This is a genomic window from Antarctobacter sp. (assembly GCF_048262615.1).
Lineage (GTDB): Bacteria > Pseudomonadota > Alphaproteobacteria > Rhodobacterales > Rhodobacteraceae > Antarctobacter.
In genome coordinates this window covers 1-16,727 of the sequence record NZ_JBLXFB010000026.1, presented here as the reverse complement: position 1 = coordinate 16,727, position 16,727 = coordinate 1, and the positions used below count along the sequence as shown (strand labels likewise).

The following is a 16,727-nucleotide window of genomic DNA, read 5'->3' as shown; positions in this document are numbered from 1 at the left end:
CGGGACCTTCCGGATCACTTGGGCGATTTTTGGCGACGCGCCTGCGAGAGCAGCACGGCGGCCAGCGCCCCGGCCCCAAGGACCAGCGCCCCGGTGGGAAACCCCGACCCGGAACCGGCGTCGCCGGTCTCGCGTGCGCCCTTGCCGGATGCAAACAGTCCCAGACCCAGCCCGATCAACGCGGCAGCGCCGGGGTTGTGCCGCGCGGCGCCAAAGGCGCCCCGTGCGATCCTGCCGGCCTGATGCTGGGCGACGCCGGCAAGCGGGGCCGCCACGGCCCCGCGCCGGGTGCTGCCTTCCAAGGCCTCCAGCGCGATTTTCAGACGCGCGCGCTCTTCGGCAGCGCGCATTTCCAGGTATTCGATCTCAGCCACGGCGCATCTCCTGCAAGGTTTCCATATCGCGCTTCACGTTGTTGAGGCTGCGCGTCGGGGTCAGCTTTTTGGCGCTGATCCGTCGCCGCCCCACCCATGCGCAGAGCAGCGCGACCAGCAACAGGCCGCCGCCTGTCGCCGCGGCGGCCTGGACCGCCGACAGCCCCTGCGTGGCCAGCCACGCCACAAACCCGGTGGCCAGCATGTTCAGGGCGACAATCGACAGCACCAGAGCCGCGCCATAAAACGCCAGCCCGGTGCCGGCCCGGGCCACGCTTTGCGCCATTTCGGCCTTGGCGAGGCGGAATTCCGTCTGCGCCAACGAGACAACGCGTTGCGCGACCTCGGACAACAGGCGGGGCGCGTCGCGCAGATCAGGACCGGACATTGCCGGGGCCTTCGTTCAGTTGCGCCATAACCGACCGGTCATCGGTTTCGACCGGAGCTGCTCGCGATTTCCGGCGGCGCACGGCCACGTACCCCGCCACCGCTGTCGCGGCCAAGGCAAGCACCGGGTTCCGCCGCGCCATGTGCAACCCGCGCAACATCAGTCCAGCCGGAGCCGCAATGCCGAACCGTGACGCCGCCTGCGAGGCGATAAGCGCGCCCGCTGTGGCACCTGCGGATCGCGTGCTGCGGGAATTCGACTTGCGGGTCATCTCGGCGCTCCTGTTTCGTGGTCGGTCCTGAGGGCAACTTCTGGCGCGAAGATTGGTTCCCTTCGTCGGCGCAACATATTGCCACAAAACAAGAAAGGGCGTTGCACCCGCAACGCCCCACCCAATTCGATCCGGTCCGGATCAGCCCTTTTTGCGCCAGGCCAATCCCAGCAGCAGCCCGACGCCAACCGCGCCCGCAACCGCCAGAAGGGGGTTGTCACGGACCACCTGGGTCGAGCGCGCCGCGATTGCCTCAAACTCATGACGACCGTCGGCAATCGCCCGGTCGATGTGTTCTTGTGCCTCTTCCAGCCTTTCAGTGGCGGCTGCCCGCGCGGCGCGGGCGTAGTCGGCACCGGCTTCGGCGGCTTCGGCAGCGCCATTGGCGGCGCGATCCTTGTTGTTCTCGCTCATGACAGAACTCCTTTGGCTGCGCTGAATGCGTCTTGTCGCCCATCATGGACGCCAGACACCACGCGGCCCGCCCCGTTCACCGGCAAGCGGGCCGCTTGTCATATCTGTCGGGGCCACTGACCCCGTGCGCCGTGTCGGCGCGTCATCCTCTGACAGCGCGCGCCACCAGCGACAGCACAAACAGAACGAGGAAGACGAAGAACAGGATTTGCGCGATCCCGGCAGACGCACCGGCGATGCCGCCAAAACCAAGAGCTGCCGCGATCAGAGCGACGATGAGAAAAGTCAGGGCCCAACCAAGCATGGGACATCTCCTTGATATTGTTCCGAACGTGTTTTTCGAACGCGCCGTCTGAGGCGCTGTGACAAAGAAACGTGCCTCATCGTCAAAGGTTCCGGAAATTTGCCGTGCGATCCGCCCAAACAGGGGGCAATACGGCAAAAATTCGCCGCTTGCCCTGCAATCTCAATCATGTACTGCTTGGTTACCTTAAGTGATGTGTTGTCGCGAAAGTATGTCCATGAAAGATGCTTGTGTGATGGATCTCGAGGGTGACGTTTACATGGGTGACAGACGACTCAAGGATATCGAGCGTTTGCAGGCGCTGGCGCGATCGGGGTTGATGGACGGACCGGGACCGGGCGCGCATCAACGCGCGGCCCGTCTTGCGGCACGTCTGCTGGATGTTCCGGTCAGTCTGGTGACTTTTGTCGATGATGTACGGCAGTATTTTTCGGCCCATGTGGGCCTCGAAGGCGACGTCGCCTGTGAAAGCGGAACCGCGCTCAGCCATTCCATGTGCCAGTTTGTGGTGAAAACCCATGAACCGCTGATCGTCACCGACGCGCGTCAGGACGCGCGGGTGAGTGACAACGGCGCGGTGCGCGATATGGGCGTGGTAGCCTATCTGGGGGTCCCGATCCGGTCGCCTGATGGCCATGTGCTTGGCTCGTTTTGCGTGATCGACCGCAAACCGCGCGATTGGCACGACGACGATGTCGCGCATATGGTCGATCTGGCCGCAATGATCGAGTCCGACCTCCGGCTGCGGGAAACGCTCGAAGAGCGCGACATCATCCTTCAGGAAATGAGCCACCGGGTGAAGAACCTCTTCACCATCATCAACAGTATGCTGCGGATGGAACGCAGCGCGCATGACTCTTCCGAGGCCTTGGCGGAAAGCATGGGCGCACGGCTCAAGGCGTTGAGCGACGCGCATGAGATGATCGTTCCGGTCGTCAACGCCAGACGCAGCACAGGCGCCACCACCACGTTGGACGCACTGACCCGCAAACTGCTGGCACCGCACGGGGCAAAAAACGGGACCCGGATCACCATCAGCGGAGAGCATGTGCCAATCGGGGCCAAGGCGGCGGTGTATCTGACGCTGGCCCTGCACGAACTGGCAACCAATGCCGCGAAATACGGCGGCCTTTCGACCGATGGCGGACGGCTGTCCATCAGTTGGCACCTGACCGAGGATGACACGGTCGAGGTCTGCTGGGAAGAAACCGGCGTCGACTGGGACACCGACGCCACGCCGAGGACCGGGTTCGGCGCGCGCCTGCTGTCCATCGCTGTCGAAAGCCAGCTTGCCGGCGAGATCAAGACCCGGATCGACGCCGGCCGCTTTCAAAGAAAGCTGTGCATTCCGCTGCAACGCCTTCAGACCTGACCGAAAAAAGCGGTCAATAGATCGGGAACCAAAACCCCGATGGTGTGTTCACGTGGTGGGGAGTGTGTCTCGAGCGAGGATACGGCATGAAACTGGAGCATTGCGGCCGGTCAGGTTCGCGCGTTTGCGTGGATGGCTGCGCCATTGGGTATTTGTCTCCATACATGTCATCGCCGGACCCACACGCCCCGACGTTTTCCCGATTGCCATGTTGCAGAAATGACCGCCGTTCATGAAGACGCGCCTGAAAAACCTTGTCCGTATGTCGCGCAGTCTGTCGGCGCGCATCGCGGTCCTGATGACCATCGCCATGCTTCCGGTGGGCCTGATCGCTGTTTACCAGACACAGGCGGTGATCGACAGCGCCCGCCTGCAAAGCCGCGCCTCGCTGATGTCGCAGATCCGGTCCGGCGCCACCAGCGAACGGGAACTGATCGAGAATGCGCTGGCGGCCTCTAACGGACTGGCCGTGCTGATTGCCAAACTGGGCGAAGACAATTGCGAGGACATCCTGCGCGGCTTTGTCGACGGCAACGAGAACTACATCTTTGCCGGGTTCGTGCGGTCCTCCGGCTGGCTGGCGTGCAGTTCCACCGGGGATACCATGGATCTGTCCGAACGCGACACCGTCCGCAGGGCGATGGAACGCGACGGCACCAGCGTGCAGGTGGTCCAGAACGGCGCGGTGACCGGACGCAGCATCGTCATCGTCACCCAGCCGGTGCGCGACGACGACGACGAGATCGTGGGTTTTGTATCGCTGTCGATCCCGCATGCCACCGTCTTGAGCAAACTGGAGGACTCGGGGTCCGAGGGCGGCCTGCGTATTGCGGCCATCGACATCGAGGGCGATTTGATCGCCGCCTCTTTGGGACTGGACGCGGCAGAGGATTTTCTGCCCCGCGACATCCCCTTGGCCGACCTTGTTCAAAGCCGCAATGAAACCTTTCAGGCCCCTAGCGGCACAGGTGAAAACCGGTACTACGCGGTCACTCCGATGCTTGAGGGCAAGGTGATGCTGGTTGGCAGTTGGCCGCTGTCCTCTGTGCCGGGAACAGACACGGACGTGCAAAGCTGGATTGCCATCGCGCTGCCGGTCCTGATGTGGATCGCGGGTGTGGGCGTGGCGCTTTTCGGCATTCAACGGCTGGTGATCCGCCATGTGGCGCAACTGCGCTCGGCCATGCGCCGCTTTGCGCTTGGCGAACGCGCGGGAACCACGCTGGAGCTGACCGACCCGCCTGCCGAGCTGGAAGAGGCGCAGCGCGCCTTCAACCGCATGGCGCTGTTGATCACCGAGGGCGAATTGCGCCGCGAACAGGACCTGAAGGACAAGGAGGTGCTGCTGCGCGAGGTGCACCACCGGGTCAAGAACAACCTGCAACTGATCGCCTCGATCATGAACATGCAGGCGCGTGAACTGGAAACCGAAGAGGCGAAACATGTCGTTTCGGAGTTGCAGCGACGGGTGCGCGGCATGGCTGTGCTGCATCGGGCACTGTACAACACCCCCACCAGCACGACCGTCGACGCGGCGGCGCTGGTGCGCGCCGTGGTGCGCGACGTGCAGGATCTGGTCGGGCCAAAAATGGCCCCCGAGATCGACACCGTTCTGGAACAGATCGCCCTTTACCCCGATCAGGCAATCCCGCTGTCGCTGTTTGTCGCCGAGACACTGAACAACACGATTACACAGGCCTGCCGCCGCGACACGGGCAACCGGATCGGGGTCAACCTGACGGCGGCGGACGACGGCGACATCTGCCTGATCATCGACAGCCCGCCGATGACCGACACGGGCACCGCCCCGGCGGAACGCCTTGACGGCATGGGCAGAAAGATGATCACGGCTTTCCTGCTTCAAATGGGCGGAACGATGGAAACCTCGACCGAGAAGGGGCGTTACAGAACCATGGTAAGGTTTCCACGCGCCGCCTACGGCGACTGACAGGGGGTCGCTATGGCCGATGAATTCGAGGTGATGATCACGGCCGACGAAGCCTGGCCTGTGCTGGAACGCGCCGTCCTGAATGCGCGGGACCACATCACCGCCGGTTTTCGGATTTTCGACATGTCCACGCGGCTGCGCAGCGACGCGGCGCGCGCCGTCGGTGACGACTGGTTTGACCTGTTGGCCGATGCGGTGCGCCGGGGCGTTCGTGTCGACCTGACGGTCAGTGACTTCGACCCCGTGATGCGCACGGGTCTGCATGAAATCTGCTGGCGCACGGTTCGGCAGGGTGTCGCCCTGTCCGAGGTAACAGGCGCGGGACCGGACCGCTTGCAGGTCCGGGCCCATTTGCACCCCGCGCAGGCGGGGGCCTTGCCCTGGGTGGCCTTTCTGCCCGCGGTGTTGCGCAAACGCTGGGATAGCATACGCCAGACCACCCCGGTCCAGCGCCGGGTTCAGGCGGTCGGGCTGGAACGCAATCTGCTGCCCCGCCTGCACACGGTGTCGCATCACCAGAAGGTCGCGGCGATTGACGATGACTGGCTGTATATCGGCGGACTGGACCTGAACGAGCGCCGCTACGATACGCCCGCGCATGCACGCCCGGCGCGCGCCACATGGTCTGATGTACAGGTCATGCTGCGCGGTCCAGAGGCCCGCGCGGCGCGACGCCATCTGGAAACCCTGCGCGCAGTCACCTCTGGCCGCCAGCCGCCGCCGGACGTCCCCGGCCTGAAACGCACCTTGTCGGCCCCTCGGCGGGTGCAACTGCCCTACCTGTCGCCCCGCACGCTGGTGTCCGAGATCGAGGACGCGCATCTGAACGCCTTCCGCACGGCGCGGCATCTGATCCACATCGAGACCCAGTTCATCCGCTCCAGCCGGATTGCCGAGGGGCTGGCCGAAGCGGCGCGGAAAAACTCTGCGCTGACAGCGGTGATGATCCTGCCGGGGTTGCCAGAGGATGTGGCGTTTGATTCCTCCGACAGCCTTGACGCGCGTTATGGTCTGGGGCTGCGCCAGCGCGCCGTCGCCACGCTGCGCGACGGGTTCGGCCCGCGCCTGACCATCGCAACCCCCGTCCGCCCGGTGCTGGCCGCCCGCGACACCGATGAGACGCTGGCCGGGTCGCCGCTGATCCATGTGCACAACAAGGTGCTGATCCGCGACGATGACTATGCGATGATCGGGTCAGCCAATCTCAACGGGCGCTCCATGCACTGGGACACCGAACTGGCGCTGGACGTGACCGCCCCGGCGCGGGTGGCCAAGGCCCGCGACCGGCTGTTGTCGCACTGGTGGCACGCGCCCTTGCCGCCCGAGGCCATGGCACCGGAGACGCTACAACCCTGGTGGGACGCGGAAATTCGTCGCAACGGCGTCAGCCTGCCGGAAAATCGCAAAGGCTTTCTTGTGCCGTTCGATCCAGAGCGGGGGGCCGATCTGGCGCAGCCTCTGCCCGGCGTCACCGAAGACATCGTCTGAACCTTTCCCGGAACGCCCCGCCCCGCGCGGCGTTATCCCTTCAGGCGGCGCGGGCCATGCCCGGCCCACGCCCGAGAGGAAAGGAAGCGCATCATGACGCAACGACACCGATCCAAAGACGGACATCGAGACACCAAGGACATTCTCGGCGCAGAGGGCAGCATCCCCCACGGCGGACACGCGGGCGGTCGCCTGTCGCGCCATATCGGCAGCAAGGATGAGCTGAAGCGGGCCTATGAACGGCCCGCAGGGGCCACCCGCGTGACCAAATCCATGGCAGAGGAGCGCGGCAATGATGAAAGCTAAGGGTGTGCCGCATGGCACTTGGGTGCTGATCGCCGATGGCGAAAAGGCGTTGTACCTGATCAACAAGGGCGACGAGGCGCACCTGCATCTGGCCGTCCGCGACCGCGCCGAACAGGACAACCCCAAGGCACAGGACTGGGCGGCAAGCCGCCCCGGCCGCTTTCACGATGGCCCCGGCGTGCAGCGATCGGCGGTGGATGACACCGATTGGCACCAGTTGGAAAAGACGCGCTTTGCCAAGGACATCGCCAAGGATCTCTACAAATCCGCGCATCGGGGGAAATTCGACGCGCTGGTAATCGCCGCCAGCCGCCCGGTGCTGAGCGCCCTGCGCGACGAGATGCATGACGAGGTCGCGTCCAGACTGGTGCTCGACCTGCCCAAGGTCCTGACCAATCATCCGCTGGACGAGATCGAAACAGCGATCACACGAGCCTTGGAAGAGGTCAACTAAAGCGGATTTGGGCGGAACGTTCCCCCTGCCTCCGCGTTTATTTACCAGAGGCCGACACGGGATGCGTCGGCCATTGCAGTGAACCGGGAGAAGACCAATGGACAACGACCGCATCGAAGGAAAATGGACCGAAGTCAAAGGCCGCCTGCGCGAAGCGTATGGCGTTCTGACGGACGACGAACTGGAAGAAGCGCGCGGCAACCGCGAACAGTTGGAAGGCAAGCTTCAGCAACGTCTTGGCAAGTCCAAGGACGAGGCCCGCGAGGCGCTGGACAGCATCCTTGCCAAAGTCTGACAGATCTCATGATGTGAACACGATCAGGCCCGCCGGTTCGGCGGGCCTTTTGTTTGTCGGGGCTTGCTCAGGCAGGCGCAAAAACCTGACGACGCCCCTCTGCATAGGCGCATGCGGCCTCTGCCAGTGCCCGAAAGATCGCCCGCTGGCGGTGCGCGTAGAACAGATGTTCCGGGTGCCACTGGACACCCAGCGCAAAGGGATCACGGCAGCGTTCGATTGCCTGCACCATGCCATTTGTATCGCGCGCGGCGATGCGAAAGCTTTGCCCCAGCCGGTTCACCGCCTGCGTGTGCAAGGCGTTGACCTTCATCGGCTTGTCCCCCAGCCGCATGGCCAGATGCGATCCCTGCTCAACGCAAACCGTCCGCTTGGGCAGGATCGTCTTGATCGGCTCTGCGTCGGGATACAGCGACCAGGCGTCCTGATGCAAAGAGCCGCCCGCGGCAATGTTCAGCATCTGGGCGCCCCGGCAGATCCCCAGCACCGGGATATCGTCCGCCAGCGCCTTTTGCGCGATGTCATGTTCCATCTGGTCGCGGTCCGGGTCCAGCCGCGCGGTCATTTCCAGCGCGCCGCCATACAGCTCCGGTGAGATGTCGTCGCCGCCGCCGATGATCACCCCGTCCACGCCACCCAGATCGATATCCGACCGCGTGGTCCAGCGCACCGCCCGCGCGCCAGCAAGCCAGAGGTTGAAACGCACCAGCGGAAAGATCCGCCAGCCAGAGCGGGTCGAGGTGGTCACACCAATCAACGGGCGATTCATTTGAACAGCCTCTCGCCGTTCGGGCCGATGTGTTGCGATACGACCTGTAGCCATCCCGCCCCGTGCCCCGCCCCCTTGCGCCACGCCGCGCAGAGCGCGTCAAAGCGGGACTCATCCGCCGCCAAAGCCTCGACCAGCCACCAGCGGTCCCATTCGTCGGCGATGCTCCACCCCGGTTCATCAATGCGGCAGTCCGGCAGGCGAAAGTGAAACGCGGGACGCGCGCCGCTGGCCTCGCTGCCGAACCGCGCGGCAAAGCCGTCTGGATCGAAGTCATGCAGGATCGGCAAGAGATCCAAGCCGTAGTTGCGCCCCTTGAGATGGCTGTGAACCAGCGTTGAGACAGCCCGCAGATCAAGGTCCGGCGCAAGCAACAGCGCATCAATGAAATGCGCGGGCCAAGGATCGACAAAGGGCAGGATACGGCGCGACACATTCAGCGGCCGCCATTCCCGCAGCCAGCCTTCCAGCAGGCCGTAGGCAATAATCGTGCGGATCAGGAAGGGATCGTCATAGCCGGTGACCTCGGGGTTGAAGTGAATGCCGAACCCCGCCAACAGGCTGTCAGAGGTGCCCTTGGCCCCCGCCTCGCGCAGCGCTGCGGTCAGGTCGATTACACGGCCCCACTGGTCCGGCGGCAAAGGCGCGGTGATAATCTCGACCGGGACAATGACCCGCGCCGCGTCCAGCACGCTTTCAGGCACAAGCTGAGTGCCGGGCTTGGCATAGCGGGTGTCCAGCTCTACGCCGACCGTGCCGATATCGGTATCGTCCACGGTGTACAGATGCGGGCCGGTCCGGGAGACATCGCCGCCCACCCTGCGCGCGATGATCTGCGCGGTCGCGGCCTCATCCATGCCGGAAAATTCAATTTCGATGCCGCAGCGCCGAGGCTGACCGGAACGTGTTTCAGGGCGGGGCAAAGCGCGGAAGCTGCGAACGTCATACAAATGATCCATGCCCGTAAAACGCCGCCGCCCCGTCCGCGGTTCCCTTGGATATTTGCCGCTCTGAACGGGGTCTCGCGGAACTCTTTGCGACTTTCCGGCGTTTTCATCCCAGATCGCACCCTATGGAAAGGTGAGCACATGCCCGACGACCACGGCCCTTCTATCAAGGATGACGCCACCTACGAACGTCTGCGCGAAAAGGGCTATGATGCCGCCAAGGCCGCAGCCATTGCGAATGCGCAGGCCAATGAGGACATGACCCCATCCCGCAAGGGCGGCAAAGCCCCGCCTTACGAAGACTGGACCAAAGACGACCTGTATGCGCGCGCTCAGGATCTGGGCATCACGGGCCGGTCGGACATGACCAAGGACCAACTCATCGCGGCGCTCCGCGACTGACAGGCTTTGCGAACACAAACACCATCAAACCTAGAGGAGACATCACAATGGGAATTGAATTTGCAGGCATCGGCGGATTGATCCTTCTTGGCCTCGCTATCTGGGCCATCGTCAACATCGTCAATTCGAACGCCAGCACCGGCGGCAAGGTCATCTGGACCCTGTTTGTCCTGCTGCTGCCGCTGATCGGCTTTATCGTCTGGCTGATCGCCGGCCCGCGTTCTGGCCGCAGCCTCGCCTGATTTGGCGCCATGCCGATAAAACGCCCGTGCAGCGATGCGCGGGCGTTTCTTTTTGGCAGTCCGTTTCTTTGATCAACCGGCAGCCTTCCGGCTCCGGTTCCCGGCGGTTTTACGGGAACGTTTCCACCGCCGACCCGTTGATATGATGAACAAGCAATCAGGAGGATTTCATGACCGACTCGCTCAAAGTCGTCCCAACAGCAGATTCCGTTTCAACCGGAGTGCGCGACACCGGACCGCTGGCCAGTGCCCTGTCCGACGTGCTGGCCGATACCTATCGCCTGCTCTTCAAGACCCACGCCATTCACTGGAACGTCGAAGGTCCACTGTTTTTTTCGGTGCACAACCTGACCGAGGCGCAGTATCAGGATCTTTTCGCCGCCGCCGATGAACTGGCAGAACGCATCCGCGCCTTGGGTCATCTTGCGCCGTCGCGTCTGGACGACATCATCCATCGGTCGCGCGTCGAAGATGTGACCGAGGGGCTGAGCGCCGCCGGCATGATCGACCAACTGGCCGCCGACCATGAAAAGCTGGCGCATCGGTTGCACGCGCTGGTCGAGATGTCGGGCAGCCGCAAGGACCCGGTGACCGAAGACCTTGCCACCGCCCGCAGCGCCTTTCACGAAAAGGCTGCATGGATGCTGCGCGCGTTGTCGAAAAGCTGACCTTTCGTTCTTTAGACATGAAAAAGGCCCGTCGGATAGACGGGCCTTTTTTTGTTCTGTTCCGACGCTCAGCGGATAAGTGTCTCTGTCGAGGCAAAGAACAACGCCTGACTGACGGCGGACCGCACCTGGTTTTCGGTATAGGGTTTGGAGATCAGGAATGCCGGCTCTGGCCCTTCGCCGGTCAACAGCCGTTCGGGGAAGGCCGTGATGAAGATCACAGGCACATCGCCGTCGCGCGCGATGATCCGGTTGACCGCGTCGATGCCGCTGGAATCGTCGGCCAGCTGGATGTCCGACAGGATCAGGTCGGGCCGCTCCTTGGCGGCAAGGTCAAGCGCGTCCCCTTCGGTGCGCGCTACGCCGGTCACGCGGTGGCCCATGTCCATCACGATGCTCTCAAGGTCCATGGCGATCACCGCCTCATCCTCGATGATCATGATCTTGCCGGAAATCGCGTCGCGCATTTCAAGGAAGGCGGTTTCGACGTATTGCCCGGCCTCTTCGCTGTCGACCTGCATGATCAGCGCCACCTCGTCGATGGCGAACTCTTCGATCGTGTGCAGCAACAGCGCCTCGCGGGTGTTTTCCGTCAGGCGCGACAGATGTTGCTGCGCCCGCGCGGCAAGGCCGACCTCGCCTCCGTCCGCAACCGGCATGCCCGATGAGCTCCAGATCGCGTGGAACACACGGAACAAGGCGACTTTGTCCGACAGGGAAGCGTCGTAAAGGTCCGGATCGTTCAGGATCGCCTCTAGCGTGGCGACCGCATAGCGGTCTCCGCTGTCCTGCTGCCCGGTCAGTGCCCGAGCGTAGCGGCGCAGGTACGGAAGGTTGCCACCGATTGCGGATGTCATATCCGGGGAAGACGGGCCAGTCATGCTTGTCGCTCCAATTTTTGACGTTAGATATGGAACCTAACGCAGGTTGCAGCGTTTTGGTTCCGTACCGAGGCGTTGCGAGGCAAAAGATGACAAAACAGATGACGCGGAAAAAGATCAATTCAAGGATTGCCGAGGAAATCGACAAAAACTTGCGGCAGGCCTTCGATGACATGGCAGAGCAGCCCGTCCCGGACCGCTTCACGGACCTTCTTGCACAACTCAAAGCCGCCGAAACTCCGCGCAAGGGCGGAGGCGAGAAGGATGCCTGATCCCCGTGAGGAACTGACCGATCACATCGGTTCGCTGCGCGCCTTCGCCCTCAGCCTGACCCGCAACTCCGCCACCGCCGACGATCTGGTGCAAGAGACGCTGGTCAAGGCGTGGACAAACATCGACAAGTTCGAGGCAGGCACCAATATGCGCGCCTGGCTGTTCACCATCCTGCGCAACACCTTTTATTCGCTGCGCCGCAAGCGCAAGCGCGAGGTCGAGGATGCGGACGGCACGATGGGCGAAAGTCTTGCGACCAAGCCGGATCACGACGGGCGGTTGAACCTGCGGGATTTCAAGGTAGCCTTTGACCAGTTGCCCGACACCCAACGCGAAGCCTTGGTGCTGGTCGGCGCGCAGGGGCTGGCCTATGAAGAGGCGGCAGAGGTCTGTGGCGTGGCCGTCGGCACCATCAAGAGCCGCGTGGGACGCGCCCGCGCCCGATTGGCAGAACTGATGCACCTTAGCGAAAACGAAACGCTGGAAATGACGGACTCTGTCACCGTCGGCGTCGTCGGTGCCCGCCCCGCCGCCTGACCGGTCGATATCGCAACGCCTCCGGTCTTATAGATTGATACAGTCAGCGCCGTATCGCCTGTGCGATGCGGCGCTGTATTTTTGGATGTGGCCAAGGGTCCGGGATCACAGTTCGGCCCGCGCGCCCACCCGTGACCGATGCGGCCCGAAGATACAGGCCAGAATAAGGATCGCGCCCGACACGGTGGCGATCATGCCCGCAGCGCTGACGGCATCCTCTGCCCCCAGCCAGAGCGGGCCATAGCCTGCCAGCACATACCCCGCCACCGCCGAGACCACCGCGAACAGCACCGACCACAAGACCTGTCGTTCAAGGCCGTTGGTCATCAGTCGCGCCGCAGCGGGCGGACAGATGAACATGGCGATCACGATGATCGACCCGACCGCGTCAAAGGCCGCCACGGCAGCCACCGCCGCCGTGATCACCAGTCCCATGCCGATCATGCCGACCGGCAGGCCCAGTGCCTGCGCAAAGCCCTCATCGAAGGTCGAAATCTTCAGCCAGCGCCAGAACACCAGCGTCAGCAGGATCACCGCGAAACAGACCACCGCGATGCGCGGCAGTTCTTCCGGCAGGCCGGTCAGCGCGTGCGCGTCCAGCAATGACCCCCACCCCGTCGCCCGCAGCCAGACCAACGATTCAAGGTTGCCCATCAGCGCGTGCTCGACGTCCAGATGGACGCTGGAGGTGTCGCTCTGCTCCAGCAGCAGGACGCCGCCCGCAAAAAGCGTGGTAAAGGTGACGCCCATGGCGGCGCCCGGTTCGATCTTGCCCAGCCGCTTGATCGCCTCGATCAGCACCACCGCCACCACCGCCGCCCCCGCTGCGCCCAGCAGCATCGGCAGCGCGGCAACCACGCCGGTCAGCAGAAAGGCGACGACGATCCCCGGCAGCACGACATGGCTGATGGCATCGCCGATCAACGCCTGCCGCCGCAGGATCAGAAAGTTTCCCGGCAGCGCGCAGGCCACAGAGGCCAGAACCCCGATCAGCATCGGCGTCAGCGAGAACATCACAAACTCACTGCCCATCACGCACCCCCTGCCACCGGTCGTGGCCCGCCGATCTTGCGGTCGAACTCGGCAATCTCATCGGGGGCAAAGACCTCTTCGATGGGCGTCAGGCCGTCGTAGCGCCCGGTCAGGCCGGTGTCCTGATGGATCTCGCGCGCAACGTCCCAGCGCCGCTCATCGCGGGCGATCTTGGCCGCCTGCGCACGTCCCGTTTCCGTGCCGACGCCATCGGCGCGGATCAGCCCCTCGGCGCGCAACACACGCAGGGTCAGCTCATCATGGATCGGCTCTCGGCGCGCCAGCGCCAGCAGACCCTGCCGCCGGTGCACCCGGCGCTGAAACCGCCGATGCCGGAACACCGCCGCCGCGACGCCCCGCACGGGGGCAAAGAACAGTGACAGCAGGAACAGCGCCGCAGAGACCAGTACGATGATCGGCCCGGTCGGCAGATCCGGGGCCGAGGCCGACAGCGCCGCGCCCAGATAGCCTGACAGGCCACCCAGAACACCCGCGAACCAGATCACCGAATTGCTGCGTTCGGTCCAGAACCGTGCAGTGACCGGCGGTATGATCAGCAGGGCCACGATCAGGATCAGGCCGACGATCTTCAGGCCGATCACCGTCACCGCCATGACAAGGCCCATCATCATGCGGTCCACCGCTGGCACGTTGACCCCGTTGGCCGCCGCATATTCCGCATCAAAGGCAACCATCGTCATCGGTCGCCGCATGATCCATGTCGCCAGAACCGCCAATGACCCGCCCACGGCAATCACCACCGCATCCTGAAACAGCATTCCGGCGGTCGAGCCCAGCAAGAAGGATTCAAGCCCCGCCTGCCGCCCCGATCCCATGGTCTGGATGATCGTCAGGATCACGATGCCAAGGCCGAAAAAGACCGACAGCACCGCCCCGATGGCCGCATCCTCGGACAGGCGCGTGCGCCGCGCCATCCATTCGACCGCCAACAGGCCGATGCCCGCCGTGACCGCCGATCCGGCCAAAAGCCCGAGCAGGTTCCGACCGTCGCCGCCCAGCGACACCATGATGATAAAGGCCAGCCCGACACCGGGCAGCGTGGCATGGGCCACCGCATCAGAGACCAGCGCCCGTTTGCGCAGGAACAGGAACGTCCCCGCCGCCCCGGCAGCAAAGCCCAGCAGCGTGGCCCCCACCGCGACCAGCGCCGCGTTGTACCCTGCCTGTAGCAGCAACGCCTCGAAGAAGGCTGTCACGCGCCGCCCACCAATTGCAATTGGTCGATATGCGTGGCCGCAAGTCGCCCGCCATAGGTCGCGTTCAACGCCTCGGGGGTAAAGGTGGTTTCAACCGGCCCCTCGGCGATCTTGCGCACATTGATCATGAAGACGTGGTCAAAGTAGTCGCGCACCGTGGCAAGGTCATGATGGACACAAACCACCGCCTTGCCCTCTGCCTTGAGGGTTTTCAGCACGTCGATGATCGCCCGCTCTGTCGCCGCATCGACCCCGGCAAAGGGTTCGTCCAGCAGGTACAGATCCGCATCCTGCGCCAGCGCGCGGGCAAGGAAAACCCGCTGCTGCTGGCCACCCGATAGCTGGCCAATCTGACGATCCGCGAAACCGCCCATGCCGACCCGGTCCAGACAGGCCAGCGCGCGGGATTTCAGACGCCCGGTAAAGCGGCCCAGCAGACCCACCTGACGATATAGCCCCATCATCACCACATCGATCACCGTGGTCGGGAAATCCCAGTCCACGCTGGCCCTTTGCGGGACATAAGCGATGCGGGCGCGGGCGGAATCGATTGGCGCGCCAAAGCTGGTGACTTCGCCCGACAGACGCGGGATCACCCCCAGCGCGGCCTTGAGAAGTGTGGACTTGCCCGCCCCGTTCGGTCCGATGATCGCGGTCATCTGCGTCGCCGGAAAAGTGGCGTCGACCGAGAAAACCGCAGGCTTCTCCCCGTAGGAGACCGTAAGTCCGCGCAGCGCCAAAGGCGCGTCGGATTTCTGCGGCAGGCGCGCCGGTTGTCCGTCCGCGGCGGCCAAGGTTACAGCGGTATCCGTCATCCGTTCAACAATCCCTTCATGCCCGCCTCTGGGGTGGTCCCCCCCAGCGCGCGGGCGATCACCGTCGCGTTGTGGTCAATCATACCAATATAAGTGCCGACATATGTGCCCGGTTCCCCCATGGCGTCCGAGAACAGCTCGCCGCCGATCTCAACCTTGTGGCCCCGCGCCGCCGCGCCTTCGATCAGGGCGCGGACGTTGCGGTCGGAAACAGAGCTTTCGACAAAGACGGCGTTGATCTCGCGGCTGACCAGCACGTCCACCAGATCGGCGATGCGCCGCAATCCGGCTTCGGACTCGGTCGAGATGCCCTGAATGCCCATGACCTCAAAATCATAGGCCTTCCCGAAGTAGTTGAAGGCGTCATGCGCCGTGACCAGCACCCGGCGTTCGGCCGGAACGGTGGCCATGATCTTAGCCGCGTAGGCGGCCAGCGCAGCCAGTTCGTCCAGATGGGCGGCCGCATTGGCGGCAAAGGCCCCGGCGTTTTCAGGCCGGGCCGCGGTCAGGGCCGCGCGCACATTTTCGACCACATGGACCCAGAGGTCGGGCACCATCCAGACGTGCGGGTCGAATTTGTCGGCATAGGTGTCATGGGCCAGCAGCAATGCGCGCGGGATGGACTCCGCCACGGCGGTCACGGTGCCCTGCTCGCTCAGATCCTGCAAAAAGTCCTGCATCTGCGCCTCAAGGTACAGACCATGCCACAGCACCACGTCGGCGCGGGCCAGGGCCACAATGTCGGTCCGGGTCTGACGATAGCTGTGCGGGTCCACGCCCGGCCCCATCAGGGCCTTGACCTCGACCAGATCGCCGCCGACCTGACGGGCCGCATCGGCAATCATGCCTGTGGTGGCCACGACAGACAGCGTCCCCCCCGCCGCGACCGGGCCGCTTGCCAGCACAAGCGACGCCGCAGCAAGGCCGGTCAAAAAGTCTCTTTTGGTTGGTGTCACGCCATCGGCTCCTACTTGAGGCACACCGGGGCGTTGCAAAAGGCGCCCCGAGCACCCGTTTCAACCGATCTATATTGCGACCAACTCGCAAAAGTCAATGTTACTGCGAGGCATTCTCAATTTCAGAGGGTAACAAACCACCACATGCGACTGGGCTGCCCACTATTTAAGCACAGAAACCGACACCCAGCCTCAATGCCCGCGCTCCGCCGGGCCGGGCGGCCATGATGGGGCCCATAAGGTAGCGGCGAGGGTGGCGGCGAGGGTGGCGCTGAGGGTGACCGCCGCCACGGTGGTCCCCGTCAGGCGAAGGGATGTCCGTCCGGGGGGTCTGGGTGTGGCGGCGGTCATGGCGGGGTCTCCGGTTGGTGTCA

23 protein-coding genes are annotated in these 16,727 nt (G+C 64.0%); 11 read left to right on the top strand and 12 right to left on the bottom strand.

The genetic code is table 11. The annotated features are described in order from the left end of the window. Window positions 1-14 precede the first annotated feature (14 nt). The 5 genes from ACN0S5_RS20100 to ACN0S5_RS20080 form a co-directional block, all read right to left on the bottom strand. Window positions 15-374, bottom strand: coding sequence for a hypothetical protein (locus ACN0S5_RS20100; protein WP_417210692.1), 360 nt, complete (start codon window positions 372-374; stop codon window positions 15-17). Then, window positions 367-762 carry a phage holin family protein gene (locus ACN0S5_RS20095; RefSeq protein WP_417210690.1) on the bottom strand — a complete coding sequence of 132 codons (396 nt, stop codon included), beginning with the start codon at window positions 760-762 and terminating at the stop codon, window positions 367-369. Before ACN0S5_RS20095 ends, ACN0S5_RS20100 begins: the two co-directional genes overlap by 8 nt. Further along, window positions 749-1,033 carry a hypothetical protein gene (locus ACN0S5_RS20090; protein WP_417210687.1) on the bottom strand — a complete coding sequence of 95 codons (285 nt, stop codon included), beginning with the start codon at window positions 1,031-1,033 and terminating at the stop codon, window positions 749-751. The genes ACN0S5_RS20095 and ACN0S5_RS20090 overlap by 14 nt, the downstream gene beginning before the upstream one ends. A gap of 141 nt (window positions 1,034-1,174) precedes the next feature. Further along, complete coding sequence (locus ACN0S5_RS20085) at window positions 1,175-1,447, bottom strand: hypothetical protein (protein WP_417210685.1); 273 nt, start codon at window positions 1,445-1,447, stop codon at window positions 1,175-1,177. A gap of 142 nt (window positions 1,448-1,589) precedes the next feature. Continuing rightward, complete coding sequence (locus ACN0S5_RS20080) at window positions 1,590-1,751, bottom strand: DUF1328 domain-containing protein (protein ID WP_417210684.1); 162 nt, start codon at window positions 1,749-1,751, stop codon at window positions 1,590-1,592. Between the two features lie 259 nt (window positions 1,752-2,010). On the opposite strand from ACN0S5_RS20080, the gene ACN0S5_RS20075 reads away from it, so the two are divergent. From ACN0S5_RS20075 to ACN0S5_RS20050, 6 genes are all read left to right on the top strand, one after another. Next, window positions 2,011-3,123, top strand: a complete 1,113-nt coding sequence (locus tag ACN0S5_RS20075; protein ID WP_417210681.1) for an HWE histidine kinase domain-containing protein — start codon at window positions 2,011-2,013, stop codon at window positions 3,121-3,123. Window positions 3,124-3,355: 232 nt separating this feature from the next. Beyond that, window positions 3,356-5,071, top strand: a complete 1,716-nt coding sequence (locus ACN0S5_RS20070) for a sensor histidine kinase (RefSeq protein WP_417210680.1) — start codon at window positions 3,356-3,358, stop codon at window positions 5,069-5,071. 12 nt (window positions 5,072-5,083) lie between these two features. Continuing rightward, entirely contained in the window at window positions 5,084-6,559 is a 1,476-nt protein-coding gene (locus ACN0S5_RS20065; protein WP_417210678.1) for a phospholipase D family protein, read from the top strand. 93 nt (window positions 6,560-6,652) lie between these two features. Further along, window positions 6,653-6,865, top strand: a complete 213-nt coding sequence (locus ACN0S5_RS20060) for a hypothetical protein (RefSeq protein ID WP_417210675.1) — start codon at window positions 6,653-6,655, stop codon at window positions 6,863-6,865. Continuing rightward, complete coding sequence (locus ACN0S5_RS20055; protein WP_417210674.1) at window positions 6,852-7,319, top strand: host attachment protein; 468 nt, start codon at window positions 6,852-6,854, stop codon at window positions 7,317-7,319. The genes ACN0S5_RS20060 and ACN0S5_RS20055 overlap by 14 nt, the downstream gene beginning before the upstream one ends. Window positions 7,320-7,416: 97 nt before the next feature. Beyond that, a complete protein-coding gene (locus ACN0S5_RS20050; protein WP_417210673.1) occupies window positions 7,417-7,614 on the top strand; it encodes a CsbD family protein in 198 nt (65 codons plus the stop codon). A gap of 67 nt (window positions 7,615-7,681) precedes the next feature. On the opposite strand, the gene ACN0S5_RS20045 is transcribed toward ACN0S5_RS20050, so the two are convergent. Both ACN0S5_RS20045 and ACN0S5_RS20040 read right to left on the bottom strand, forming a co-directional pair. Beyond that, window positions 7,682-8,383 (bottom strand): gamma-glutamyl-gamma-aminobutyrate hydrolase family protein, encoded by a 702-nt coding sequence (locus tag ACN0S5_RS20045; RefSeq protein ID WP_417210672.1) that lies wholly within the window; start codon window positions 8,381-8,383, stop codon window positions 7,682-7,684. Then, window positions 8,380-9,342, bottom strand: a complete 963-nt coding sequence (locus ACN0S5_RS20040) for an amidoligase family protein (protein ID WP_417210671.1) — start codon at window positions 9,340-9,342, stop codon at window positions 8,380-8,382. Before ACN0S5_RS20040 ends, ACN0S5_RS20045 begins: the two co-directional genes overlap by 4 nt. Window positions 9,343-9,471: 129 nt before the next feature. Here ACN0S5_RS20040 and ACN0S5_RS20035 point away from each other — a divergent pair, with 129 nt between their 5' ends. From ACN0S5_RS20035 to ACN0S5_RS20025, 3 genes are all read left to right on the top strand, one after another. Beyond that, window positions 9,472-9,732, top strand: a complete 261-nt coding sequence (locus ACN0S5_RS20035) for a Rho termination factor N-terminal domain-containing protein (protein WP_417210670.1) — start codon at window positions 9,472-9,474, stop codon at window positions 9,730-9,732. A 47-nt stretch (window positions 9,733-9,779) separates the two neighbouring features. Next, window positions 9,780-9,974 carry a PLD nuclease N-terminal domain-containing protein gene (locus tag ACN0S5_RS20030; protein ID WP_417210668.1) on the top strand — a complete coding sequence of 65 codons (195 nt, stop codon included), beginning with the start codon at window positions 9,780-9,782 and terminating at the stop codon, window positions 9,972-9,974. A gap of 170 nt (window positions 9,975-10,144) precedes the next feature. Beyond that, window positions 10,145-10,642, top strand: a complete 498-nt coding sequence (locus tag ACN0S5_RS20025) for a Dps family protein (protein ID WP_417210666.1) — start codon at window positions 10,145-10,147, stop codon at window positions 10,640-10,642. Between the two features lie 68 nt (window positions 10,643-10,710). On the opposite strand, the gene ACN0S5_RS20020 is transcribed toward ACN0S5_RS20025, so the two are convergent. Then, the gene (locus ACN0S5_RS20020) at window positions 10,711-11,523 is read right to left on the bottom strand and encodes a response regulator (protein ID WP_417210665.1); all 813 of its coding nucleotides are present in this window, start codon (window positions 11,521-11,523) and stop codon (window positions 10,711-10,713) included. 89 nt (window positions 11,524-11,612) lie between these two features. Between ACN0S5_RS20020 and ACN0S5_RS20015 the strand changes: the two genes are divergently transcribed. Both ACN0S5_RS20015 and ACN0S5_RS20010 read left to right on the top strand, forming a co-directional pair. Next, window positions 11,613-11,795 (top strand): NepR family anti-sigma factor, encoded by a 183-nt coding sequence (locus ACN0S5_RS20015; RefSeq protein ID WP_417210663.1) that lies wholly within the window; start codon window positions 11,613-11,615, stop codon window positions 11,793-11,795. Then, on the top strand, window positions 11,788-12,333 hold the full coding sequence (locus tag ACN0S5_RS20010) for an RNA polymerase sigma factor (RefSeq protein ID WP_323771451.1): 546 nt from the start codon (window positions 11,788-11,790) through the stop codon (window positions 12,331-12,333). The genes ACN0S5_RS20015 and ACN0S5_RS20010 overlap by 8 nt, the downstream gene beginning before the upstream one ends. A 105-nt stretch (window positions 12,334-12,438) precedes the next feature. On the opposite strand, the gene ACN0S5_RS20005 is transcribed toward ACN0S5_RS20010, so the two are convergent. From ACN0S5_RS20005 to ACN0S5_RS19990, 4 genes are read right to left on the bottom strand one after another with little or no spacing between them, the layout of a single operon-like run. After that, window positions 12,439-13,365 carry a metal ABC transporter permease gene (locus ACN0S5_RS20005; RefSeq protein WP_417210661.1) on the bottom strand — a complete coding sequence of 309 codons (927 nt, stop codon included), beginning with the start codon at window positions 13,363-13,365 and terminating at the stop codon, window positions 12,439-12,441. Further along, window positions 13,365-14,582: a metal ABC transporter permease gene (locus ACN0S5_RS20000; RefSeq protein ID WP_417210658.1), complete on the bottom strand. Its 1,218-nt coding sequence runs from the start codon at window positions 14,580-14,582 to the stop codon at window positions 13,365-13,367. Before ACN0S5_RS20000 ends, ACN0S5_RS20005 begins: the two co-directional genes overlap by 1 nt. Continuing rightward, window positions 14,579-15,397 carry a metal ABC transporter ATP-binding protein gene (locus ACN0S5_RS19995; protein WP_417210655.1) on the bottom strand — a complete coding sequence of 273 codons (819 nt, stop codon included), beginning with the start codon at window positions 15,395-15,397 and terminating at the stop codon, window positions 14,579-14,581. Before ACN0S5_RS19995 ends, ACN0S5_RS20000 begins: the two co-directional genes overlap by 4 nt. Continuing rightward, a complete protein-coding gene (locus tag ACN0S5_RS19990; protein ID WP_417210653.1) occupies window positions 15,394-16,353 on the bottom strand; it encodes a metal ABC transporter solute-binding protein, Zn/Mn family in 960 nt (319 codons plus the stop codon). Before ACN0S5_RS19990 ends, ACN0S5_RS19995 begins: the two co-directional genes overlap by 4 nt. Window positions 16,354-16,727: the final 374 nt, after the last annotated feature.

Coding starts and splice junctions, on each gene's coding strand:
- ACN0S5_RS20095 (WP_417210690.1), bottom strand. CDS start 762: ATGTCCGGTCCTGATCTGCGCGACGCGCCCCGCCTGTTGTCCGAGGTC.
- ACN0S5_RS20090 (WP_417210687.1), bottom strand. CDS start 1,033: ATGACCCGCAAGTCGAATTCCCGCAGCACGCGATCCGCAGGTGCCACA.
- ACN0S5_RS20085 (WP_417210685.1), bottom strand. CDS start 1,447: ATGAGCGAGAACAACAAGGATCGCGCCGCCAATGGCGCTGCCGAAGCC.
- ACN0S5_RS20080 (WP_417210684.1), bottom strand. CDS start 1,751: ATGCTTGGTTGGGCCCTGACTTTTCTCATCGTCGCTCTGATCGCGGCA.
- ACN0S5_RS20075 (WP_417210681.1), top strand. CDS start 2,011: ATGGGTGACAGACGACTCAAGGATATCGAGCGTTTGCAGGCGCTGGCG.
- ACN0S5_RS20070 (WP_417210680.1), top strand. CDS start 3,356: ATGAAGACGCGCCTGAAAAACCTTGTCCGTATGTCGCGCAGTCTGTCG.
- ACN0S5_RS20065 (WP_417210678.1), top strand. CDS start 5,084: ATGGCCGATGAATTCGAGGTGATGATCACGGCCGACGAAGCCTGGCCT.
- ACN0S5_RS20060 (WP_417210675.1), top strand. CDS start 6,653: ATGACGCAACGACACCGATCCAAAGACGGACATCGAGACACCAAGGAC.
- ACN0S5_RS20055 (WP_417210674.1), top strand. CDS start 6,852: ATGATGAAAGCTAAGGGTGTGCCGCATGGCACTTGGGTGCTGATCGCC.
- ACN0S5_RS20050 (WP_417210673.1), top strand. CDS start 7,417: ATGGACAACGACCGCATCGAAGGAAAATGGACCGAAGTCAAAGGCCGC.
- ACN0S5_RS20045 (WP_417210672.1), bottom strand. CDS start 8,383: ATGAATCGCCCGTTGATTGGTGTGACCACCTCGACCCGCTCTGGCTGG.
- ACN0S5_RS20040 (WP_417210671.1), bottom strand. CDS start 9,342: ATGGATCATTTGTATGACGTTCGCAGCTTCCGCGCTTTGCCCCGCCCT.
- ACN0S5_RS20035 (WP_417210670.1), top strand. CDS start 9,472: ATGCCCGACGACCACGGCCCTTCTATCAAGGATGACGCCACCTACGAA.
- ACN0S5_RS20030 (WP_417210668.1), top strand. CDS start 9,780: ATGGGAATTGAATTTGCAGGCATCGGCGGATTGATCCTTCTTGGCCTC.
- ACN0S5_RS20025 (WP_417210666.1), top strand. CDS start 10,145: ATGACCGACTCGCTCAAAGTCGTCCCAACAGCAGATTCCGTTTCAACC.
- ACN0S5_RS20020 (WP_417210665.1), bottom strand. CDS start 11,523: ATGACTGGCCCGTCTTCCCCGGATATGACATCCGCAATCGGTGGCAAC.
- ACN0S5_RS20015 (WP_417210663.1), top strand. CDS start 11,613: ATGACAAAACAGATGACGCGGAAAAAGATCAATTCAAGGATTGCCGAG.
- ACN0S5_RS20010 (WP_323771451.1), top strand. CDS start 11,788: ATGCCTGATCCCCGTGAGGAACTGACCGATCACATCGGTTCGCTGCGC.
- ACN0S5_RS20005 (WP_417210661.1), bottom strand. CDS start 13,365: ATGGGCAGTGAGTTTGTGATGTTCTCGCTGACGCCGATGCTGATCGGG.
- ACN0S5_RS19995 (WP_417210655.1), bottom strand. CDS start 15,397: ATGACGGATACCGCTGTAACCTTGGCCGCCGCGGACGGACAACCGGCG.